This window comes from Pseudomonas aeruginosa (assembly GCF_001457615.1).
Lineage (GTDB): Bacteria > Pseudomonadota > Gammaproteobacteria > Pseudomonadales > Pseudomonadaceae > Pseudomonas > Pseudomonas aeruginosa.
The window spans coordinates 2,226,843-2,248,484 of the sequence record NZ_LN831024.1; the positions used below are offsets into that span (position 1 = coordinate 2,226,843).

19 protein-coding genes, 1 pseudogene and 3 riboswitches are annotated in these 21,642 nt (G+C 69.4%); of the genes and pseudogenes, 14 read left to right on the forward strand and 6 right to left on the reverse strand.

Annotated features, from left to right (window positions below; translation table 11 throughout):
* Window positions 1–10: 10 nt before the first annotated feature.
* A complete protein-coding gene (locus AT700_RS10320) occupies window positions 11–2,167 on the reverse strand; it encodes a TonB-dependent receptor (RefSeq protein WP_031806069.1) in 2,157 nt (718 codons plus the stop codon).
* 98 nt (window positions 2,168–2,265) lie between these two features.
* Window positions 2,266–2,471, reverse strand: a riboswitch (cobalamin riboswitch).
* Between the two features lie 157 nt (window positions 2,472–2,628).
* A riboswitch (yybP-ykoY riboswitch) is annotated at window positions 2,629–2,794 on the forward strand.
* A 9-nt stretch (window positions 2,795–2,803) separates the two neighbouring features.
* Here AT700_RS10320 and mntP point away from each other — a divergent pair.
* On the forward strand, window positions 2,804–3,373 hold the full coding sequence (mntP, locus tag AT700_RS10325) for a manganese efflux pump MntP (protein WP_003091017.1): 570 nt from the start codon (window positions 2,804–2,806) through the stop codon (window positions 3,371–3,373).
* Window positions 3,374–3,426: 53 nt separating this feature from the next.
* Here the strand turns inward: mntP and AT700_RS10330 are convergent, their stop codons facing one another.
* From AT700_RS10330 to AT700_RS10340, 3 genes are read right to left on the reverse strand one after another with little or no spacing between them, the layout of a single operon-like run.
* On the reverse strand, window positions 3,427–4,155 hold the full coding sequence (locus AT700_RS10330) for a cobalt-precorrin-6A reductase (RefSeq protein WP_023095406.1): 729 nt from the start codon (window positions 4,153–4,155) through the stop codon (window positions 3,427–3,429).
* The gene (locus AT700_RS10335) at window positions 4,152–5,252 is read right to left on the reverse strand and encodes a cobalt-precorrin-5B (C(1))-methyltransferase (protein WP_004363317.1); all 1,101 of its coding nucleotides are present in this window, start codon (window positions 5,250–5,252) and stop codon (window positions 4,152–4,154) included. The genes AT700_RS10330 and AT700_RS10335 overlap by 4 nt, the downstream gene beginning before the upstream one ends.
* Window positions 5,245–6,492 carry a bifunctional cobalt-precorrin-7 (C(5))-methyltransferase/cobalt-precorrin-6B (C(15))-methyltransferase gene (locus tag AT700_RS10340; RefSeq protein ID WP_033994687.1) on the reverse strand — a complete coding sequence of 416 codons (1,248 nt, stop codon included), beginning with the start codon at window positions 6,490–6,492 and terminating at the stop codon, window positions 5,245–5,247. Before AT700_RS10340 ends, AT700_RS10335 begins: the two co-directional genes overlap by 8 nt.
* Window positions 6,493–6,577: 85 nt before the next feature.
* Window positions 6,578–6,829: riboswitch (cobalamin riboswitch) on the forward strand.
* An 89-nt stretch (window positions 6,830–6,918) separates the two neighbouring features.
* On the opposite strand from AT700_RS10340, the gene cobG reads away from it, so the two are divergent.
* The 13 genes and pseudogenes from cobG to AT700_RS10405 all read left to right on the forward strand — a co-directional run bounded on the left by cobG (window position 6,919) and on the right by AT700_RS10405 (window position 18,804).
* Complete coding sequence (gene cobG, locus AT700_RS10345; protein WP_016263290.1) at window positions 6,919–8,289, forward strand: precorrin-3B synthase; 1,371 nt, start codon at window positions 6,919–6,921, stop codon at window positions 8,287–8,289.
* The gene (locus tag AT700_RS10350; RefSeq protein WP_003107929.1) at window positions 8,286–8,912 is read left to right on the forward strand and encodes a precorrin-8X methylmutase; all 627 of its coding nucleotides are present in this window, start codon (window positions 8,286–8,288) and stop codon (window positions 8,910–8,912) included. Before cobG ends, AT700_RS10350 begins: the two co-directional genes overlap by 4 nt.
* Window positions 8,909–9,661 carry a precorrin-2 C(20)-methyltransferase gene (locus tag AT700_RS10355; protein WP_017149157.1) on the forward strand — a complete coding sequence of 251 codons (753 nt, stop codon included), beginning with the start codon at window positions 8,909–8,911 and terminating at the stop codon, window positions 9,659–9,661. The genes AT700_RS10350 and AT700_RS10355 overlap by 4 nt, the downstream gene beginning before the upstream one ends.
* A pseudogene (cobJ, locus tag AT700_RS10360) lies at window positions 9,654–11,332 on the forward strand (precorrin-3B C(17)-methyltransferase). Before AT700_RS10355 ends, cobJ begins: the two are co-directional and overlap by 8 nt.
* 69 nt (window positions 11,333–11,401) lie before the next feature.
* A complete protein-coding gene (locus AT700_RS10365) occupies window positions 11,402–12,250 on the forward strand; it encodes a substrate-binding periplasmic protein (RefSeq protein WP_023103004.1) in 849 nt (282 codons plus the stop codon).
* Entirely contained in the window at window positions 12,247–12,606 is a 360-nt protein-coding gene (locus AT700_RS10370; protein WP_003091008.1) for a DUF4398 domain-containing protein, read from the forward strand. Before AT700_RS10365 ends, AT700_RS10370 begins: the two co-directional genes overlap by 4 nt.
* Window positions 12,606–13,415 carry an OmpA family protein gene (locus AT700_RS10375; protein WP_003091007.1) on the forward strand — a complete coding sequence of 270 codons (810 nt, stop codon included), beginning with the start codon at window positions 12,606–12,608 and terminating at the stop codon, window positions 13,413–13,415. Before AT700_RS10370 ends, AT700_RS10375 begins: the two co-directional genes overlap by 1 nt.
* A gap of 193 nt (window positions 13,416–13,608) precedes the next feature.
* The gene (locus tag AT700_RS10380; RefSeq protein ID WP_003091005.1) at window positions 13,609–14,247 is read left to right on the forward strand and encodes a response regulator transcription factor; all 639 of its coding nucleotides are present in this window, start codon (window positions 13,609–13,611) and stop codon (window positions 14,245–14,247) included.
* An 85-nt stretch (window positions 14,248–14,332) separates the two neighbouring features.
* On the forward strand, window positions 14,333–14,701 hold the full coding sequence (locus tag AT700_RS10385) for a hypothetical protein (protein ID WP_003107036.1): 369 nt from the start codon (window positions 14,333–14,335) through the stop codon (window positions 14,699–14,701).
* Between the two features lie 221 nt (window positions 14,702–14,922).
* Complete coding sequence (locus tag AT700_RS10390; RefSeq protein ID WP_003091003.1) at window positions 14,923–16,362, forward strand: PLP-dependent aminotransferase family protein; 1,440 nt, start codon at window positions 14,923–14,925, stop codon at window positions 16,360–16,362.
* Between the two features lie 328 nt (window positions 16,363–16,690).
* A complete protein-coding gene (sbrI, locus tag AT700_RS10395; protein WP_003119848.1) occupies window positions 16,691–17,275 on the forward strand; it encodes an ECF family RNA polymerase sigma factor SbrI in 585 nt (194 codons plus the stop codon).
* Complete coding sequence (sbrR, locus tag AT700_RS10400; protein WP_023118017.1) at window positions 17,272–18,036, forward strand: anti-sigma factor SbrR; 765 nt, start codon at window positions 17,272–17,274, stop codon at window positions 18,034–18,036. The genes sbrI and sbrR overlap by 4 nt, the downstream gene beginning before the upstream one ends.
* Before the next feature lie 345 nt (window positions 18,037–18,381).
* The gene (locus AT700_RS10405; protein ID WP_003091000.1) at window positions 18,382–18,804 is read left to right on the forward strand and encodes a hypothetical protein; all 423 of its coding nucleotides are present in this window, start codon (window positions 18,382–18,384) and stop codon (window positions 18,802–18,804) included.
* A 13-nt stretch (window positions 18,805–18,817) separates the two neighbouring features.
* Here the strand turns inward: AT700_RS10405 and AT700_RS10410 are convergent, their stop codons facing one another.
* Both AT700_RS10410 and AT700_RS10415 read right to left on the reverse strand, forming a co-directional pair.
* The gene (locus tag AT700_RS10410; protein WP_003117644.1) at window positions 18,818–20,644 is read right to left on the reverse strand and encodes a long-chain-acyl-CoA synthetase; all 1,827 of its coding nucleotides are present in this window, start codon (window positions 20,642–20,644) and stop codon (window positions 18,818–18,820) included.
* Window positions 20,645–20,805: 161 nt separating this feature from the next.
* Window positions 20,806–21,630 carry an SDR family oxidoreductase gene (locus tag AT700_RS10415; protein ID WP_003101741.1) on the reverse strand — a complete coding sequence of 275 codons (825 nt, stop codon included), beginning with the start codon at window positions 21,628–21,630 and terminating at the stop codon, window positions 20,806–20,808.
* Window positions 21,631–21,642: the final 12 nt, after the last annotated feature.

Sequence of the window (21,642 nt, forward strand, 5' to 3'; positions counted from 1 at the left end):
GGCGCCGGCTTCAGAAACTGAAGTCGGCGGTGACGTTGAACGAGCGTGGCTGGCCCATGATCCATTGCTGGCCGTTGTTGTTGTCAGCCAGGGCGTACTGGCGGTCGAACAGGTTGTACAGCTCAAGGCCGAGGGTCAGGTCCGGCCGTACCCGCCAGCCCAGGTTGGCGTCGACCACCGTGTAGCCGGGCAGGCTGGCCTGGTTGGCGGCGTCGGCGTAGCGCCGGTCGACGTAGCGCAGCCCGGCGCCGACGCGCAGGGTCTCGGCGAAGGACTTGTCCAGCCAGAGGTTGGCGGTGCGCCGTGGCACGTTCCTGGGGCGGTTGCCGTTGCGCGAGTAGGTCTGCCCGTCGATCGTTTCGTCGAAGTCGTCGTATTCGGCACGCACCAGCGCGGCGTTCGCCGACAGCCGCCAGTCCTGGGCCAGGTTCAGTTCCAGGCTGGCCTCCAGGCCGTCCGAACTCTGCTGGCCGACCTGCTGCGCGTCGTGCGGCGGCAGCGGGTTGGCGCTGAGCAGCTTCTTCTTGACGATATGGTAGGCGGCCAGGGTCCATTCGCCGCGACCGTCCGGGAACAGCTGCTTGAGGCCGACCTCGGTCTGCTTCGAGTGGGTCAGGTCCATCTGCTGCTGGGCCGCGTTGAGGGTGATCAGGTTGCTCACGCCGTCCTCGCTGGTGGAGTACTGGCCGTACAGCGACAGTTCCGGGGTCAGCGCGAAGACCAGCCCGGCGCGCCAGTTGCCGCCCTGCAGGCTGCGGTCGCTGCGGGTGCCGGCGCGCAGGTCGTCGCGGTCGATATGGTTCTGGTCGCGGCGCACCCCGGTCACCAGCGACAGGCGCTCGTTGAGCTGCAGGCGGTTCTCGGCGAACAGGGCGAAGGTGCGGGTCTGGCTGCGCGAGTGCGGCCGGTAGGGCGAGCGGCTTTCGAAGTAGCCGGGCGCGGGATGCCAGGGGTCGATGTAGTCGCCGCCGACATCGGTATAGGGCGAGTTGTTGCTCAGGCGGAAGCGGATGCGGTTGTACTCGGCGCCGACCAGGGTGCGGCTGTCGAGGCCGAACAGGGCGTGCTGGAAGGCGAAGGTCTGGCGGTCGCCGATCTGCTCCTGCTCGTGGCTGATGCGCAGGTAGTCCCTGCGCAACAGCTCTTCGCGCGGGACGTCCCATTCGTAGGTTTCGGCGTTGCGCCAGTGGCGGCGGGCCTTGATGTAGTACAACTGGTTGCTCGCGGTGACGCTGTCGGAAAGGCTCCAGTCGCTGGTCAGGCGGGTCCACTGGTCGTTGTAGCGCTGCACGTCGTTGCGCACGTTGTAGTTCTTCTCGCGCAGGCGCTTGTGGTACTTGCCGCCGACCAGCGGGGTGCCGAAGTCGTTCATCGGCTCCTGGTCGCCATAGTCGTGGGCGAGAGTGAAGGCCAGATCGTCGCTGGCCTGCCAGCGCAGCGCCGCGCTGATGCCCAGGTTGCGCGAGTCGCCACGGTCGATCCAGCCGTGGCTCTGCTGCTGGTTCAGGTTGAGCCGGTAGCTGAGGCTGTCGGTCAGCGAGCCGCCGCTGTCCAGGGCCAACTGGCGGTTGTCGTAGGAGCCGTAGCCGAGGCGCAGGTGGTTGCGGATCTCGCCGGCGAAAGGCTTCTTCGGCACCACGTTGATCACCGCGCCGGTGGCGCCTTCGCCGTACAGCACCGAGGCCGGGCCGCGGATCACGTCGATGCGCTCGACCATCCACGGATCGCTGGGGAAGTTCACCGTGCCCATGCCGGTGTACAGGCGCGTGCCGTCGAACAGTTGCATCACCGATGCGTGGCCGCTGAAGCCGCGCGCCGAGAGGCCGGTACCGCCATCTCCTGGGGTGCCGATGAAGCTGATGCCGGGGCTGCGGGTGACGGCGGCCTGGACGCTGGGGTTGTTGCGCCGGCGAACTTCCTCGCCGCTGATGCTGCTGGTGCTCGCCGGGGTGTCCAGGGCGCTGAGGCCCAGACGCGAACCGGCACTGACCGGCGTGGCGAGATCGATGTGGTCGAGTTCGGCGGGGTCCTGGCGAACGCTGACCAGCTGGCTGGGCAGGGCGAGGGCGGCTTCCTCGGTTTCGGCGAGGGCGGGCGGTACCAGCAGCAGGCTGGTGGATAGGCCGAGGGCGAAAGGCTCGGTGCGCAAACGGCTGAAGCGGGGCATGGGCGTTCCATCTCATGACCGGGCAGGACGGAACGCGCAGGAAATCGCAGGCGCGACAGCGCCTCGAACAACCGGCTCGCTCCCGCCCACCGCGGGTGTGCCAACAGGGCGTTGCAGGCCGGTCTCCGGGCTTGCGAGGGTCGTGAAATCCTCGCCTTCCCATGCTGGAGCACAGTGGCCTGAAGAGGATTTCGCTCGCTTACCGTTGCGGGGGCAGCGCCGGACTGATCACTGAAGTGACGCACCGGCTTCCCGTTTCACCTCCTGCGCGGCGGCAGGAGGCACCTGGAACGGGCCGGATGGGAACATCCGCACCGTTTCCAGTCAAGCCTTGAACGATCTGGATTGAATAAAATGTTATACTATAACAATTCGCTTGTGCAGTCTTTCTTCGCCGGACCCCACGCCCTGGCGCAGCTTCCCGGGTCATCACATTTTCTTCACGCCGGCCTGCTATGCTGCCGGCCTTCCTTGGGGAGTAGCCTGCCGTCACCCGTTGACGGCGCGCTGGTCAACATTCTTGGCAACCTGCCATGGCCAGCGCATCCAACCGGATTGGTGAGACCAACGACATTCCTGCGCCAAAGCCGGGCCGCGGGGTCATGTCGTTGACTCATGCCCGGCTGGAGTATCCGCGTGAATCCCGTTTCCCTGATCTTCCTCGCCTTCGCCATGTCCACCGATGCCTTCGCCGCGGCCATCGGCAAGGGCTCCAGCCTGGATCGGCCGCGCCTGTCGGAGGCGCTGCGCACCGGGATAATCTTCGGCGTGATCGAGGCGATCACCCCTCTGGTCGGCTGGCTGCTTGGCCAGGCCGCCAGCCAGTTCGTCGCCGACTGGGACCACTGGATCGCCTTCGTCCTGCTGGTGCTGCTCGGCCTGCACATGATCCACAACGGCCTGCGCGCGGATCATGCGACGGAACAGGAAAAGCCCGGCCAGCATTCGTTCTGGATTCTCGCGGTGACGGCGCTGGCCACCAGCATCGACGCGCTGGCGGTGGGCGTCGGCCTGGCCTTCGTCGACGTCAACATCTTCCTCGCCGCTGGCGCCATCGGCCTGGCCACCATGACCATGGTCACCCTCGGCACCATGCTCGGCCGGGCGCTCGGCGCAGTGACCGGCAAGCGCGCGGAGATGGTCGGCGGGGTGGTGCTGATCCTGGTCGGTGCGACCATTCTCTACGAGCATCTCAGCGCGGCGTGAGCGGCGCCGGAGACGGGGCGGGACAGGTCGCGGCGAGTGGGTGGGCGTTCGCTTCAGGCGCTTTCCCAATCGCGGATTGCCGCCAGCAGCGCCTCGCCGTCGGCGAACTCGCGGTCCGCCGGCGGCAGCGGCGGACGTGCCAGGACCAGCACCGGCAGGCCCATTTCCCGCGCCACCTGGAGCTTCGGCTCGGTGGCCTGGCTACCGCTGTTCTTGCTCACCAGCACGTCGCAGGCGAGGCGCTCGAACAACGCCCGTTCGCCATCCAGGCTGAACGGCCCGCGCGCGCCGATCACCTCGGCGCGCGGCGCGGCCGGCTGGCCTTGCAGGCAGCGCACGGTCCAGTGCTGGTGCGGCGGGACCTGGCCGAGATGCTCCAGCGGTTCGCGGCCGAGGGTGAACAGCGGACGGCGGAAGGGTGCGAGGGCGGCGATCAGCTCGCGCCAGTCGGCTACCTCGCGCCAGTCGTCGCCGGGCCCGGCCTGCCAGCCGGGCCGGCGCAGTGCCCAGCAGGGCACTCCGGCCAGTCGCGCGGCGCGCACGGCGTTCCGGCTGATCCGTGCGGCGTAGGGGTGGGTGGCGTCCACCAGCAGGTCGAAGCCCTGCTCGTCGATGAACGCCGCCAGCCCTTCGGCGCCGCCGTAGCCGCCGACCCGGACCTGGCAGGCCAGGTCGCCGGGCACCTTGCCCAGCCCGGCGAGGCTGTAGAGATGCGCCGGGCCGAGCCGGCGGGCGAGGGCCAGGGCCTCGCCGATCCCGCCGAGCAGCAACAGGCGTTTCATCGGCGCTCCTCGCAGGCCTGGCCGACCAGGTTGCCCTGGCGGTCGATGGCGAAGACTTCCAGCGCCACCTCGGTGGGCACGATGCCGCGGGCGAAGCGCAGGGCGTGGGCGCAGACCGCATCGCCCAGGGCCACGCCTTCGGCGTGTGCCTGGGCCAGCGCCTGCTGGCTGGTGTTGGCGGCGCGCATGCAGTCCTGTAGCGCGGCGCTGGCGCCGAGCGCGGCAGCCCAGCCGGCCAGTTGCGGCAGGTCGATGCTGGAGTGGCGGCTGTGCAGGTCGAGGTGGCCGCCGGCGAGCTTGCTGATCTTGCCGAAGCCGCCGCACAGGCTGAGCTTTTCCACCGGTGCCTTGCGCAGGTGCTTGAGCACCGCGCCGGCGAAGTCGCCCATCTCGATCAGGGCGATCTCCGGCAGCCCATAGCGCCGGCGCATGGCGTCCTCGCTGGCGTTGCCGGTACAGGCGGCGATGTGACGGACGCCGTTGGCGCGAGCGACATCGATGCCCTGATGGATCGAGGCGATATAGGCCGAGCAGGAGAACGGCCGGACGATGCCGCTGGTGCCGAGGATCGACAGCCCGCCGAGGATGCCCAGGCGCGGGTTCATGGTCTTCAGCGCCAGCTCGGCGCCGCCCTCCACGCCGATGGCGACCTCGAAGCCGCCGGCGTAGCCCCGTTCGGCGGCGAGCTGGGCGAGGTGGCGTTCGATCATCTGTCGCGGCACCGGATTGATCGCCGGCTCGCCGACCGCCAGGGTCAGCCCTGGGCGGGTCACCGTACCGACCCCGGGGCCGGCATGGAAGCGCACGCCAGGCTCGGCGCCCAGGCGCACCCGGGCGAACACCAGGGCGCCGTGGGTGACGTCGGGATCGTCGCCGGCATCCTTGAGGGTGCCGGCTTCCGCGCCGTTTTCCCAGGCGCGGCAGAATTCCAGGCGCATCAGCACCTGCTGGCCCTTGGGCAGGACGATCTGCACCGCGTCGCTGGTCGTGCCGCCCAGCAGCAGGCGCGCCGCCGCCAGGCTGGTGGCGGTGGCGCAACTGCCGGTGGTGTAGCCGCTGCGCAACGGCGCGGGCTGCTCGGGGGTTTCCTCACGCATCGCGGGGAGGCTTCCTGGCGGCGGGTTTGCGCAATTCCAGCAGAGTGATCGGCAAGGCCTGGCGCCAGGTATCGAAACCGCCCAGCGGTCGCGCGTGGGCGACGCCGAGGCGGGTGAGGTTGCCCCCCAGGCGTTGCTGCCAGTCGAGCAGCACCCGTTCGCTCTGCAGGGTGACCGCGTTGGCGAGCAGGCGGCCGCCGGGCCGCAGGCGCTCCCAGCAGGTTTCCAGCACGCCCTCGGCGGTGACCCCGCCGCCGATGAAGATGGCGTCCGGCTCGGGCAGTTCCAGCAGCGCCTCCGGGGCGCTGCCGGCGACCAGGTGCAGGGACGGTACGCCGAGGGCGTCGCGGTTGTGGCGGATATGTTCCTGGCGCTCGTCGTTGGCTTCGATGGCGATCGCCCGGCAACTGGGGTGCGCGCGCATCCATTCGATGCCGATGGAGCCGCAGCCGGCGCCGACGTCCCAGAGCAGCTCGCCGGGGCAGGGCGCCAGGCGCGCCAGGGTCACGGCGCGGACGTCGCGCTTGGTCAACTGGCCGTCGTGGCGATAGGCTTCGTCGGCCAGGCCCGGGGTCAGCGGCAGGCGCACGGCGCCGGTGCCGGCGCGGCATTCCACCGCCACCAGGTTGAGATCGGCGGCGCGCGGCAGCGACCAGTCGCCGGCGAGGCCGTCGAGACGGCGCTCGAGCGGCCCGCCGAGGTGTTCCAGCACGCTCAGGCGACTGGCGCCGAAGCCACGGGCGCTCAACAGGCGGGCGATGGCGGCCGGGCTGTCGCCGTCGTTGCTGAGGACCAGCAGGCGCCGGCCGTCGTGGACCTGTGCCTGCAGCGCCGCCAGCGGACGCGCCACCAGTGACAGGCAGGCGACTTCCTGCAGGGCCCAGCCGAGGCGGGCGGCGGCCAGCGAGAGGGAGGAGGGCGCCGGCAGGACCCGCAGTTCGGTCGCCGGCAGTTGCCGGGCGAGACTGGCGCCGACGCCGAACAGCATCGGGTCGCCGCTGGCCAGCACGCAGGTCGGCTGGCCGCGCCGGGCCAGCAATGGTTCCAGGGAGAACGGCGTCGGCCAGGTTTCGCGGGCGGCGCCGATGCACGGCGGCAGCAGTTCCAGCTGGCGCGCCGCGCCGACGATCCGGCTGGCTTGCAGCAGGGCACGCCGGGCCTGCTTGCCGAGGCCGGGATAACCGTCCTCGCCGATGCCCACCAGGGTCAGCCAGGGCGGCGTCGAGTCTGCCGATGACACGGTTCCGATACTCCTGAAATGCGTCTGTGAAGGGCCCGCGACGGCTTCCGGACGGAATGGGTTTTCCCGGCCCCGGGCTGGGCGGCATAATAGCGCGTTCGTCGGTGCCCGGCCCTTTCGCGTTAGCGCGGGGCCAACGAGGGCCGAAGAGGGAACACGGAGCCGCGGTCTTTTCGAAGCCCGGGCCTAGCCGTGGCTGCCCCCGCAACTGTATGCAGCCTGTATTCGCGCCATTCGCCACTGGATTACCGGGAAGGCGGCGCGAAGCGGAGGTTCCTCCCCCGGGTGGAACGCCGGGCTGCGAGCCAGGAGACCTGCCGCCGAAACCAGTCGCGAGTGCCAACATCGGGCGGGGTGTACCGATGCCGTGGTCTGTCCCTGGGGGACAGCGGTGCGGTCGCCGCGACGCCGATTCGAGTAGCGTTTTTGAACGACGACCAGACCCCGGCGCCCCTGCCCGTACCACGTCCGTCGCCCTGTCCCGGCCTGCTGCGTATCGTCCAGGCGCTGGACGGCGGCATCTGCCGCATCAAGCTCGACGCCGGCCGCCTGGACGCCGCCCAGGCACGCGCCGTGGCGGCCGCGGCGCGGGATTGCGCCAGCGGCGTGATCGAGGCGACCAACCGTTCCAACCTGCAATTGCGCGGCGTCCGTCGCGGCGAGGAAGAGCGGCTTGTCCGCCGCCTGCTGGACGCCGGCCTCGGTCCCCGGCATGGGTCCCTGGCCGGCGCCGACGACGTGCGCAACCTGATGCTCAGCCCGGCCGCCGGGCTCGATCCGCACCTGTCGCTGGACGTGCGCCCGCTGGCCGCTCGGCTGTTGCTGCGGCTCCAGGCGGACAGCCGCTACCACGCGCTGTCGGCCAAGTTCGCCATCCAGCTGGACGGCGGCGAAGACCTGGCGATGCTCGAACATCCCCATGACATTTGGCTCTCGCCGATGCCCGCGGCGCCGACCGCGACGCTGGTCTTCGGACTCGCCGGCTGCCCGGCCCGCGACCGCCCCCTGGCGGCGTTGCCGGCGGAGCGGGGCGAGTCCCTGGTGCTGGCGTTGCTCGACCTGTTCCTCGAGCGCGCCCAGCCGCAACAGACGCGGATGCGCCACCTGTTGCAGGAGCTGGACGGAGAACCCTTGCTGGAGGCCTTGCAGGCGCGCCTGGATTTCCCTCTGCGGCGTGACGAGCGGGTGGCGGCCTGGCGGCGTTCGCCGGGGCGTCCGTGGAGTCATCTCGGCGTCCAGCCGCAACGCCAGCCGGGCCTGGTGATGGTCGGCGCGGCGGCGCCGCTCGGCCGGCTCGACAGCGCTTGCCTGGAAGGCCTGGCCGAGCTGGTCGAACGCCATGGCGACGGCAGCCTGCGCCTGACCCCCTGGCAAGGCGTGCTCCTGCCGAACCTGGCGCATGCCGAGGCCGACCAGGCGCTGCTCGGCCTGCGCGGACTCGGCCTGCTGACCGAGCCCGATGCGCCGTTGGCGCGGCTGATCGCCTGCAGCGGTTCCAGCGCCTGCGCCAGAGGCCTGGCCGACACCAAGGGCGACGCCTTGCGCCTGGCCGAACGCCTCGGCCCGCGCAGCGACCTGCCGCAACTGCACCTGTGCGGCTGCGAACGGTCCTGCGCCGCCGCCCACCGCGCGCCGCTCACCCTGCTGGCGCGCAGCGGCGGGTTCTACGACCTGTACCGGCACGACCCATGTCACCCCGGATTCGGCCAGTTGCTGGCCAGCCGCCTGACTTTCGCCACGGCCGCCGACTACCTGGCGGCCCTGCCTTCCCAGCCCACTTCCGGAAAACCCGCATGATTGACTACATCCGCGATGGCCAGGCGATCTATCGCCAGTCGTTCGCCACCATCCGCGCCGAAGCGAACCTCGCCGGCATCCCGGCCGACCTTGAAAAGCTCGCGGTCAGGGTGATCCACGCCTGCGGCATGGTCGACGTGGTCGACGACCTGCGCTTCTCGCCCGGCGCCGGCGCCGCCGGCCGCGCCGCGCTGGCCGCCGGCGCGGCGATCCTCTGCGACGCGCGGATGGTCGCCGAAGGCGTGACCCGCTCGCGGCTGCCCGCCGCCAACCGGGTGATCTGCACCCTCAACGAAGCGGACGTGCCGGCGCTCGCCACGGAACTCGGCAATACCCGCTCGGCGGTGGCCCTGGAGCACTGGCGCGAGCACCTGGAGGGCAGCGTGGTGGTGATCGGCAACGCGCCGACCGCGCTGTTCTACCTGCTGGAAATGCTCGACGCCGGCGCGCCGAAACCGGCGCTGATCCTGGGCTTTCCGGTCGGCTTCGTCGGCGCCGCGGAATCCAAGGAGATGCTCGCCGCCGATAGCCGCGGGGTGCCCTACGTGATCGTCCGCGGTCGCCGTGGCGGCAGCGCCATGGCCGCCGCGGCGGTGAACGCCCTGGCCACGGAGCGCGAATGATGAGTGTCGTGAAGGGCCGCCTGCTGGGCCTGGGCGTCGGGCCCGGCGATCCCGAACTGATCACCCTCAAGGCCCTGCGCCTGCTGCGCGCGGCGCCGGTGGTCGGCTATTTCGTGGCCAAGGGCAAGAAGGGCAACGCCTTCGGCATCATCGAGGCGCACCTGGACCAGGCCCAGGTGCGCCTGCCGCTGGTCTATCCGGTGACCACCGAGAAGCTGGAACCGCCGCTGTGCTACGAGACCATCATCAGCGATTTCTACGACACCGCCGCCGAACAGCTGGCCGCGCACCTGGACGCCGGCCGCGACGTGGCGGTGATCTGCGAGGGCGACCCGTTCTTCTACGGTTCCTACATGTACCTGCACGACCGCCTGGCGATGCGCTACGAAAGCGAAGTGGTGCCTGGCGTCTGCTCGATGCTCGGCGGCGCGGCGGTGCTCGGTGCGCCGCTGGTGTACCGCAACCAGAGCCTCTCGGTGCTCTCCGGAGTGCTGCCCGAGGAGGAGTTGCGCCGGCGCCTGGCGGATGCCGACGCGGCGGTGGTGATGAAGCTCGGCCGCAATTTCGACAAGGTCCGCCGCGTGCTGGTCGAGCTTGGCCTCGAGCGCCGCGCGCTGTACGTTGAGCGGGCGACCATGGCCAACCAGCGGATCGTGCCGTTGGAACGGGTGGAGCCGATGGCCTCGCCGTACTTCTCGCTGATCGTCGTCCCCGGCGACAAGTGGCAGGGAGGGGCCGGCGGTGAGTGACGCCCAGCAGGTTCCGGCCATCGTCATCCTCGGCCAGGGCGCGCTGGATACCGCGCGGCGGGTCCAGGCGCTCTATCCCGGGGCGCTGGTCCACGGGCTCGCCGGGCGGGTCGAGGCCGACCGTTCCTATACGGACTTCGGCGACACCCTGCGCGAACTGTATTGCGCCGACCGCCCGATCGTCGCCCTGTGCGCCGCCGGCATCGTCATTCGCAGCCTGGCGCCGTTGTTGCAACGCAAGGGAGCGGAGCCGCCGGTGCTGGCCCTGGCCGAGGACGGCAGCGCGGTGGTGCCGCTGCTCGGCGGGCTGGCCGGGGTCAACCGGCTGGCGCGGGAAATCGGCGAGGTGCTGGCCGTGGCGCCGGCGATCACCACCAGCGGCGAGCTGCGCTTCGGCACCTGCGTGCTCAACCCGCCCGCCGGTTATGTCCTGGCCGACCTGGAGCAGGGCAAGCGCTTCGTTGCCGATTTGCTCGGTGGCCAGCCGGTGCGCGTCGAGGGTGCCGCCGGCTGGCTCGACGCGGCCCGTTTGCCGCGCGACCCGGAGGCAGCGCTGGCGATTCACGTAACGCCCTCGGCGCGTGCGCCGCGGGCCGAGGAACTGCTGATCCATCCGCGCTGCGTGCTGGCGGCGCTCGAACCTGCCGACGCGGCGGCGGACGCGGTGCGCCAGGCGCTGGTCGATGCCGGCCTGGCCGCGGCGGCGCTCGGCGGCTTGCTGGCCGACAGCGCGCGGATGGCCGATCCGCGCCTGCAGGCCGCCGCCGATGCGCTCGGCGTACCGCTGCGCTTCCTGCCGCAGGCCGATCCCGCTGCGCGCCTGCGCCAGGCCTTGCCCGCCGCCGAGCAGGTCGGCGACCGGCTGGCGGTGGCCGCCGCGCCCTTGGCGATGGACCGCATCGGCCAGCGTCGCGGCCGACTCACAGTGATCGGCCTGGGGCCCGGCTGCGCCGAGCTGATGGTGCCTGCGGCGCGGCGGGCACTGGACGAGGCCGAGGACATCCTCGGCTACCAGACCTACGTCGACATGGCCGGACCCTTCCGCGCCGGACAGGTGCTGCATGGCAGCGACAACCGCGAGGAATTGCAGCGCGCCCGGCATGCCTTCGAACTGGCGGCGACAGGCAGGGCGGTGGTGCTGGTATCGTCCGGCGACCCCGGCGTGTTCGCCATGGCCGCCGCGGTGCTGGAAGCCCTGCATGGCGCTGGCGAGCCGGCCTGGGACGCGGTCGAGCTGCGGATCTTCCCTGGCGTCTCGGCGGCCCTGGCCACCGCGGCCAGGGCGGGGCGCCTCTGGGCCACGATTTCTGCGTGCTGTCGCTGTCCGACAACCTCAAGCCCTGGGAGGTGATCGAGCGGCGCCTGGACCTGGCCGGCGCCGCCGACCTGGCGATGGCTTTCTACAATCCGATCTCGCGGGCGCGGCCCTGGCAACTGGGACGGGCGCTGGAGATCGTCGCCCGCCATCGTTCGCCGCAGACCCTGGTGGTGCTCGGTCGCGACATCGGGCGGCCCGGTGAGCGCCTGCTGCGCACCACCCTGGGCGAGCTGCGTGCGGAGCAGGTGGACATGCGCACCCTGGTGATCATCGGCTCGTCCACTACCCGCAGCTTCCCGCGCGCCGACGGCGAAGCCTGGGTCTACACGCCGCGCTGGTACCCATCGGAATAGCGGGGCGGGAGCGCGCGCGGAAATGTGGCAGACTGCTGCGCGCATCCCTGTACCGCGGAGCCTGAATCCATGTCCTTTCGCTGTTCCCCGTGCCGCCTGGCCGGCATCCTGCTGGCGGCGCTGTTCGTTCCGGGGCTGGCCGCGGCGGCCGGCTCCTGCGAGCGCCTGGTGGCCACCGGCAACCCGGAGTACCCACCCTACCTGTGGCGCGACCCGCAGGATCCGAAGCGCCTGATCGGAGCCAATGCCGACCTGTTGCAGCGCCTGGGCAAGGAGCTCGGCGTGCGCATCGACGTGCTCTACAGCGGCTCCTGGGAGAGGGCCCAGGAAGAGGTGACCAGCGGTCGCGCCGACCTGCTCGCCGGGGCCTACCTGACCCTGGCACGGCTCGGCAGCATGGACTATGTGCATCCGCCGTTCCTGATGACCAGCGGGGTGGTCTGGGTGAACAAGGACGCCGCGTTCCCGTTCATCGGCCGCGACGACCTGATCGGGCACAAGGGCAGCGTGCTGGCCGGCAGCAGCCTGGGCGAGGAGTTCGACCGCTTCGCCAAGGCCAGTCTCGACCTGAAGCCGGTGCCGAGCCTGACCCAGGGCTTGCAGGACCTGATGCTCAAGCGCAGCGAGTTCCTCCTCTACCAGGCGTTGCCCGGGCAGGCCCAGGTCGAGGCGCTGGGCATGGCCGACGACCTGGAGGCGCTGGAACCGGTGCTGAGCAGCGAGGGGCTGTACCTGACGCTGTCGCACAACTCCGCCTGCAACGATCCGTGGCTGCGCGGACAACTGGCGAAAAAGATGACAGAATTGTCGGCTGCCGGCGTTCCCGTAACGCTCTTGCAGGACAATCTCGAACGCTGGAAAGCCCAGCAATTGCCGGCTTCCGGCGCCAGTTCGACTACGCAGGAAAGTGACTTGTGAGCATTCGATGGATGATGGCCGCAGGCCTCGCCGCGCTGACCCTGAGCGGTTGTGCGAGCAACGACCCGGCTCCGCTGGAGCAGATGCGCCTGACCGAACAGGCGCTGGAGCAGGCCAAGGCGGTGGGTGCCACCGACGACGTGGCCGAGCTGAAACTGGCCCAGGACAAGTACGCCGCGGCGCAGATCGCGATGACCGCGGAGTCCTACAAGAAGGCGCGCCTGTTGGCCGAGCAGGCCGAGCTGGACGCACGCCTCGCCGAGTCCAAGGTGCTGACGCAGAAGAGCAAGGACCAGCTCGGCGAGCTGGACAAGAGCCTGAAACGTCTGCGCAAGCAACTGGGGGAGACCGACTGATGCCGGGCAAAGCGACTCTCTTCGCCACCCTGCTGGCCTGCGCCGCGCTGGCTGGCTGCGCCGACCACAAGCTCAGCGAACAGTCGCTGGCCAAGGCGCAGAGCGAGTTCGACCAGGTCAAGGAAGATTCCGACGTGCTCCGCGCGGCGCCCAAGGATGTGATCCGCGCCGGCGAATCGCTGGCCCGCGCCGAACGCCTGTCCAGCTACTGGGGCAGCAGCAGCGACGTGATCCAGTATGCCTACCTGAGCCAGCGCTACAGCGAGATCGCTCGCCAGCACGCCTTGCTCAACCTCAACCAGGAGCGCCTGACCCGCCTGCAACTGGAGCGCGAGCGCTTGCAACTGGCCCTGCGCGAAGCCAAGCTGCTCAGCGTGCAGGAGCAGGGCCAGCGCCTGAGCGAGGAGATCGCCAGTCTCAGCACCGAGGAAACCGAGCGTGGCCTGGTGCTCACCCTTGGCGACGTGCTGTTCGACTTCAACCGCGCCGAACTCAAGCCGGCGGCCAACCGCACCGCGCTGAAGCTGGTGCAGTTCCTCCAGCTCAATCCGCGGCGGGTGATCCGCATCGAAGGCTATACCGACAGCGTCGGCGACAGGCAGGCCAACCTCGACCTGTCGCGCGAGCGCGCCCAGGCGGTGGCCGACGTGCTCGCCGATCTCGGCGTGGATCCCGCGCGCATGCAGGTGGTCGGCTACGGCGAAGCCTTCCCGGTCACCGACAACGCCTCCAACCGGGGGCGGGCGCAGAACCGCCGGGTGGAGATCGTCTTCTCCAACGACAAGGGCCAGCTCAGCGCGCCGCGCTGAGCCCCGCGCCGCCGCAGGGAGCCCCGCTACCCCAAAGGGTCCGGGGCTTTTTTCGCCTGGCGAACCGGGTGGCGCCGGATTTCTCTGTCAGAACTTGCGCAAGAGCGGGCTATCATCGGGATCGAACTAGTTCGAGCAGCAATCCGTGCAGCATAAGCACCTTGTATTTCGTTATAACGAGTAGAGAGGCGCAATGAGTTCGAACGAAACCCTGCCGGGGCTGGTGATCGCCGATTCCTTCCCGGTCATGCAGTGGGCGCTGCAGCGCTACCTCAGCGAGGAGTGCGGACGCCAGGTGCTGGCGGTGGTCGGCGATAGCGACAGCCTGGTGGAGCGCCTGGCCGACCTGCCGCCGGAAAGCATCCTGATCACCGAGCTGGGCTTGCCTGGCCAGCGCAGCCGCGACGGTATCCACCTGGTGGAATGGCTGACCCGGCACTGCCCGCAAATGAAGGTGATGGTCTACTCGGTGTTCAGCGCGCCGTTGCTGGCCAAGGCGGTCCTGCGCAGCGGCGCCTCGGCCTACATCAGCAAGCGCAGCCCGCTGGAGACGTTGAAGGCGGCGCTGGAGTGCATGGCGCTCGGACAGACCTTCCTCGACCCCGGCCTGCACCCGCAGCGGCATACCGGCAAGCCGCTGAGCCCCACCGAGGTGGACATCCTCCGGCGCCTGGCGCGTGGCGACACGGTCAGCGAGATCGCCCAGCGGACCATGCGCAGCGTGTCGACCATCAGCACCCACAAGAAGAACGCGATGGTCAAGATAGGCCTCAACAGTGACGCCGAACTGATCGCCCTGGGCGTGATGAACTGGCTCCACGAACTCGCCTGACCGGGTTCGAAACATCTCGACCGCCAGTTGCGGAACAATCCTCGCCAGCCCCCGGGAGCCATCCCGCCGCAGCCGAGGAATCCGCATGATCCGCCAGCCCCGCTTTGCCCGTTTCGTCCTGCCGTTGTTGCTGAGCCTGTGCCAGCCGTCCTTCGCCGCCGAACTCCGCGCGGTTGCCGAAGCACGCCGCCAGGAACTCCTGCTGGAGGACTCGCCGGTGGCGTGCGGCGAGGCGGGCTGCACGGCGCGGGAAAGCCTCAGCCTGGTGGCGTTGCAGGTGCAGGCCCGGGTTCTGGTCACCCGCCTCGGCCGCGATGATTTTTCCCCGGCCGCCCGCCAGCCCGCCGCCGTCCCGGACTACCGCCTGTTCGGCGATCTCGGCCTGGCGCCAAGCCCCTTCGCCTGGCAAGCGTTGACCGGCGAGAGCGCGGCGGCGGACGCGTTGCGTTTCTGACTTTCCCTATGGCCGCTCCCCAGGCGGCTCTTGGCGGACTGTTTCCCGCCCGCACCCGGCCGGTGGCGACCGACCGGGTTTTCTTTTTCTCGCGAACGCGCCGTCTCTGCGACCGACCCGTACAGTTTTGCGACTGTATGCCTGGTTGTCGGCCGAACTGTTCTGGAGCAGTTTCACGAATTGAGCTACTGTTTCGGTTCAATCGCCGAGGAAAACCCGCCATGACCAATCTGCTGCTTTACCAACGCATCGCCCAGCAGTTGGCCGAGGACATTCGCCGTGGCGTCTACCAGCCGGGCGAGCGGGTACCGTCGGTGCGCAAGCTCAGTACCCAGTTGAACGTCAGCCACGCCACCGTGCTGCAGGCCTACGCCACCCTCGAGGACCAGGGACTGATCCGCGCCCGTCCGCAATCCGGCTTCTACGTCCACCGCACCCCGGCGCTGACCGCGCCGACCCCGGATATCGCGCGGGTCGAGCGTCCCGGCCTGGTCACCCGCAGCAGCATCATCAACCAGGTGCTCGCCGAGTCCCGCCGCGAAGGGGTATTCCCGCTCGGCGCGGCGGTGCCGCACGTGGACTACCTGCCGGTGCGCGCCTTGCACCAGCAACTGGCCAAGGTCACCCGCTTCCAGAGCCCACGGGCGTTCAGCTACATGTTCAGCCCCGGTTTCGAGCCGCTGCGGCGGCAGGTGGCGATCCGCATGCGCGACGCCGGCGTGGTGGTCGACCCGTCGCAGGTGACCATCACCCACGGCTGCGTGGATGCGATCCACATGGCCCTGCGGGTGCTGACCCGTCCCGGCGACCTGATCGCCACCGAGTCGCCGAGCTACTACGGCCTGCTGCAACTGGCCGACGTGCTGGGCCTGAAGGTCATCGAGATCCCCAGCGACCCGCGCACCGGGATCAGCCTTGAAGCGCTGCAACTGGCGGCCAACCAGTGGTCGATCAAGGCCTTGGTGCTGACCGCGCGGCTGAGCAATCCCTTCGGCGGGACGATTCCCGAGGATCGCCAGAAGCAACTGCTGAAACTGACCGCCGAACACAACATCGGGGTGGTCGAGGACGACATCTACGGCGAACTGATGTTCGACCAGGGCCAGGCGCGCTCGCTCAAGTCCCACGACCGCGACGGCCGGGTGATCTACTGCTCGAGTTTCTCCAAGACCATCTCGCCCGGCGTACGCATCGGCTGGATCATCGCCGAGCGCTACCAGGAGGAGATCCGTCGCTTGCAGACCTTCACCACCCATTCGGCCTGCACCGTGACCCAGATGGGCGTCGCCGCCTACCTGGAGAACGGCGGCTACGACCGCCACCTGCGCTACATCCGCCAGGAGTACCGGAAGAACATGACCGCCTACCAGTTGGCGGTGCAGCAGTACTTCCCGGAAGGTACGCAGATGACCCGGCCCAAGGGCGGCTTCATCCTCTGGGTCAGCCTGCCGGCCAAGGTCAACACCAAGGAACTCCACGTGCGGGCCCTGGAGCAGGGCATCAGCATCGCCCCGGGGCTGATCTTCAGCAACACCGAGCAGTTCAACAACTGCCTGCGGCTGACCTGCGGGATTCCCTGGAACCGCGAGGCGGAGCGGGCGATCATGACCCTCGGCATGCTTGCCGGGCAGCTTTGCCAGGAAGGCCTTATCGCCGCCTGAGCGCGAGGCGCTCCCCTGGCTGAGGGGCGCCCCGCGACAGTCCGCGAAGAATTTTCCCGGGGATTAACCCGAATCCACCGACAGCTTCGTCTCAGCGGGTATCTCCGCTGCACGACGAGGTCGTCTCGATGTTTTTCCCGGCTTCCATCCGGACCGGCACTTTCGCCGAACTGTCCGACGCTGGAAAATGTCTACCGATAGCCGCTCCGGCCGCGCTTCTGGCGACGGCCCGGGCGTTTCGTGGCGACGCCGATGCGTGCCGCGAAGGATGTGGCCGATGAGCCTGCTCTCGGTCGCCTTTGACACAGGACAGGAGTCGACCAGCGGCATGCATGCCTCCACCAGCGCCACGACGGCCGCCGGCAGCGACGAAACGCTGCTGGCGCGTTACCGCAAGGGCGACAGCGCGGCCTTCGAGGTGCTCTACCAGCGCCATCGGCAGGGTCTCTACCGTTTTCTCTGCGGCCTGGCCGGACAGACCGAACTGGCCGACGAGATTTACCAGGAAACCTGGCTCAGCCTGATCCGCAGCGAGAGCCAGCCGCAGGGCCGGGCGAGCTTCCGCACCTGGCTCTACCAGATCGCCCGCAACCGCCTGATCGATCATTGGCGCAAGCATGGCCAGCGCCAGCCGTTGCAGGACAGCTACGACGAACAGTTGCACGCGCAACCCGACCAGGGCGCCGGCCCCGAGCAGCAGCTCAGCCTGAGCCGCGACGGCGAGCGCTTGCAGAGCGCGCTGGAGACCCTGCCCGAGGAACAGCGCGAGGTATTCCTGATGCGCGCCCACGGCGAACTGGAACTGGCCGAGATCGCCACGCTCACCCAGTCGCCGCTGGAGACGGTGAAGAGCCGTTTCCGCTACGCGGTGCAGAAGCTGCGCCGGCTGCTGGCCGAGGAGGTGGCGGTATGAACCCACAGAAGCATTCCGCGAGCGTCGCCGAAGAGCAGATGCTGGCGCATTTCCGCGCCCACGCGCCGCAGCAGCCGGCGCCGGCGCTGGACCAGGCGATCCTCGCCGCCGCGCGACGCCAGGCGGCGCATGTCGAACCCGCCCGGTCCTGGTGGCGGCGCTGGCTGGAAGCCTCCCGCAGGCCGCGTTGGCAGGCGGCTTTCGCCAGCCTGCTGGGCGTGGCGCTGGTGCTGGGGCTGGTCAGCCACAACGTGCTGGACGACGCCGAGCGCCAGGCCCGCCCCGAAGTGGCGTTCAGCGATGTGCCCCTGCGCGACGGAGTCGCCGGGGCCGCTGCGGCAAAGCGGGCCATGCGCGCGCCGGCGGCGCCGGCTCCGCTGTCCAGCGAGATGTCGGAGCCCCCGGCCTTGCTGGCCAGCTACGCATCGTCCGGGGAGGCGCCGCAACTGATGGCCGAGGCCGCGCCGCCGGCTCCGGCTGCCCTGGCCGACCGACCGCCGGCCCAGGCCGCGCAGCAGGCGAAGGTCCAGGCGGCGCTGGCCGGCGACTTCGTCGCCCAGGCCAGGGGCAAGGCGGTTGCGGTGAAGCCGGAGGTGCTCGACGAGGCGCTCGGGGCGGTCCTTGCCCTGCGTGAGCAGGGCAAGACGGAGCAGGCCGCGACCCAGTTGGCCGAGCTGCAGAAACGTTTCCCCGGAGAGAACCTGGTGGAACGACTGGAACGCCTCGCGACGATAGCCGCGAGCGCCAGGAAACGGCCGTGACGACCATGGCCCGCGACGCGGCGGCGGCGTCGCGGGCTGACATCAAGCGGTTATCCGCGCATGACAGGTTAGACATGGGGCGAACAACAGAGAGAGTGCCAGGATGACGATAGTGACCCCTTGCCTTGGTTGCAGTCTGCCGTCAGCATTGCCGCAATTGGCCATACCTGCGTGACTATGAAACGTCTTTGCCGAATTTGCGTCGTTGTTCTTTTCGGTTGCTTCCTGGCGGCCTGCGATGACGGCTCCAAGGCACCGGAAAAGAAAGCCCCGGAAGCACCGCCGCAGGAGCAGCGCGCCCCTGCCAAGCCAGTGAAGCCTGCACGAGCGGAGCCAGCGCCTGCCGTGCCTGCCGCGCCGAAAACAGCTTCGAAGAAGGTCGCGCCAGCCGCGGAGCAGGTTGCCGAACCCAAGCCGCCGGCCAAGCCGAAGCCTGCGGCTGCGCCGCCGAAGCCGGCCAGCAGGCCGGTCGCCAAGGACAAGCCGGCGCCGGCGAAGCGCGCTTCCACCGCTCGTCTCGACCCCGAGGTACGCAAGCCGCTGCCGAGCGCCAAGCTGGACCTGCGCCTGCCGAAGGAACTGGTGCAGAAGATGGCGCCGCCCGGCACGGAAGAGACCCATAAGCCCAAGCCGCTGTTGCCGCCGATGTTCGAGGAAAAGGACGACAGCGACTTCCGCCTCAACGGCCAGTTGCTCTATCGCGACCGCGAACTGGGCGTGTCGCGGCCCCTGGAAGGGGCCGAGTTGCAGTTCGAGTTCCGCCAGTAGGCCGCCACGGTGCTCAGAAGCGGTAGCGCTGCTCCTGCAACGCCTGGTACAGCTCCGCGTCCAGCGGCTGGTAGCCGGCGCTGCCGGGCAACCTGACGAAGAGTTTGTCGCTGACCCGCGCGGGATCGTAGGCGTCGCGCTTGAGGTCGGTCTTCTTGTACTTGAAGGTGCCGGTGGTCTCGACTTCGCGCAGCAGGCGCAGGAACACCGGTGTGGCATAGGCCGGCAACTCGCGGTCGAGGTGCGCGGCGAGAGCGTCGCGGTCCAGTTCGACGCCATCGGCCAGGCGCAGCGCGGCCATCCCGCAGCGGCCGTTGGTGCCGGGAATCTCCACGCCGTAGACCACCGCATCCTCGACCCCGTCGAAGGCGCCGAGGGCGTTTTCCACCTCGGTGGTGGAAACGTTCTCGCCCTTCCAGCGGAAGGTGTCGCCGAGACGGTCGACGAACTGGGTGTGCTTGAAACCGATGTCGCGCATCAGGTCGCCGGTGTTGAACCAGGCGTCGCCCTTCTTGAACACGTCGCGGAGGATCACCGCTTCGCTCTTGGCCGGATCGGTGTAGCCGTCGAACGGCCACTTCGCACTGATCTCGCTGATCAGCAGGCCGACCTCGCCCTTGCCGACCTTCTCCATGAAGCCCTTGGCGTCGCGCACCGGATGGTCGTTCTCCAGGTCGTAGCGGACGATGGCGTAGGTGGCTGGGGAGAAGCCCACCGTATTGTCGAAATTGAATACATTGGTGAAGCCGATGTTGCCTTCGCTGGAAGCGTAGAACTCGGTGATCCGCTGGATCTCGAAGCGTTGCTTGAACTCGGCCCAGATCGACGGGCGCAGGCCGTTGCCGATCATGCAGGTCAGGCTATTGCCGCGTTCCTCGGCGCACGGTGGCTGGTTCAGCAGGTAGCGGCAGAGCTCGCCGATGTAGCCGAAGCAGGTCGCCCGGTAGTGTTGCACGTCCTTCCAGAAACCGCTGGCGGAGAACTTGCGGCGCAGGGCCATGGCCGCGCCGCCGGCGAGCGCCGCGCTCCAGCAGACGGTCACGGCGTTGTTGTGGTAGCAGGGCAGGGTTAGGTAGAGCACGTCGTCGCGGCCCAGGCCCAGACCGGAATGGCCGAAGCCGCCGTAGGCCTTGATCCACTTGCCGTGGCTCATGATCGAGGCTTTCGGCAGGCCGGTGGTGCCGGAGGTGTAGATGTAGAAGCAGGAGTCCTTGAGCCGCACCCTGCCGGTGTCCTCGAGGTTCTCCGAGGTCTGTCCCTGGGCCAGGCGCATCAGGTTGCGCCAGCCCATCGGCGGCGAGCCGGGATCGCCGAGGGTGTCGCCGTCGTCGACCCAGTAGCAATGGCCGGCGTTGCCGAGCACCTCCTGGCGGACTTCCTCGAACACCTCGCGCAACTCTTCGCCGACCACGAAGTGGCCGGGCTTCACCAGGTTCAGGCTGTGCACCAGGACCTTGCCGCGCTGGGTGGTGTTGACCAGTGCGCCGATGGCGCCGAGCTTGGCCAGGGCGGCGAGGATCGCCAGCAGCTCGACGCGGTTTTCCAGCATCACCGCGACCACGCTGCCGTGGCCTACGCCCTCGGCCTTGAAGGCGCGCGCCAGGCGATTGGCCCAGCCGTTGAACAGGGCGTAGCTGATCCGCCGCTGGCCGTCGAGCACCGCCGGGTTGTCCGGGTACAGGCGTGCCGCGCGCTCCAGCGCCCAGCCCAGGGACAGGCTCTTCTCGCGGTTACGGATCGCGGTGTAGTACAGGCCGCGCAGCATGCGCGGCACGCGGCCGAAGGTGGCAGGCAGGCGGGCAACGAAACGGTTGAAAGTGATCAGGTCGGCGTGGGTCATGGCTCTCGCGCTTGTCGTTGTTGTGCGGGGCGTAGGACGCTCCCGCGACTCTAGACCGCAGCCGCCGCCTCGGCTATGACCGTTGCGCGGTCGCCCCGGGGCACTTCGGCAAATAGCCCGGAAGCCCGCCGCAGAGCGCCGCGCGCCTTTCGTCGGAGACCTCAGTCGAGGAACAGGTCGGGCACCAGCGCGCCACCCTCCGGGTCGTAGCGGTACTGCTCGAAATCGCTCTGGCCGCGCTCGCGCAGCAATTCCTCGTCGACCAGCAGGCGCCCGCTGAGGCTGCGCCCCTCGCTGGTGAGAATGGCGTGCGCGGCGTCGGCCATGATCGCCGGGGTGCGCGCGCGGCGGAAGGCGTCACGGCTGCCCAGCTCGAACTCGATGGCGGCGGTGGCGATCATGGTCTTCGGCCACAGCGCGTTGACGCTGATGGCGTATTTCCCGAACTCCTCGTGCATCCCCAGGGTAAGCATGCTCATGCCGTACTTGGTGACCGTGTAGGGGCCGTGCTGGGCGAACCACCTGCCGGCCAGGTTGATCGGCGGCGACAGGCTGAGGATGTGGCCGTTGGCGCTCCTGCGCAGGTAGGGCAGGGCGGCCTGGCTGCAGACCAGCACCGCGCGGGTGTTGATCTGGTACATCAGGTCGAAGCGCTTGGGCTCCAGCTTCTCCACCCCGACCAGGCGGATCGCCCCGGCGTTGTTGACCAGCGCGTCGATCCCGCCGAAGCGTTCGGCGGCGCGGGCCATGGCCGCCGCCACGGCCTGCTCGTCGCGCACGTCGAGTTGCAGCGGCAGGGCCTGGCCGCCGGCGGCCTCGACCTCGGCGGCGACGCTGAAGATGGTGCCTTCCAGCTTCGGATGCGGCTCGGCGCTCTTCGCCGCGATCACCAGGTTGGCGCCATCGCGCGCGGCGCGCAGGGCTATCTCCCGGCCGATGCCGCGGCTGGCGCCGGTGATGAACAGGGTCTTGCCGTGCAGTGACATGGGCGTCTCCGT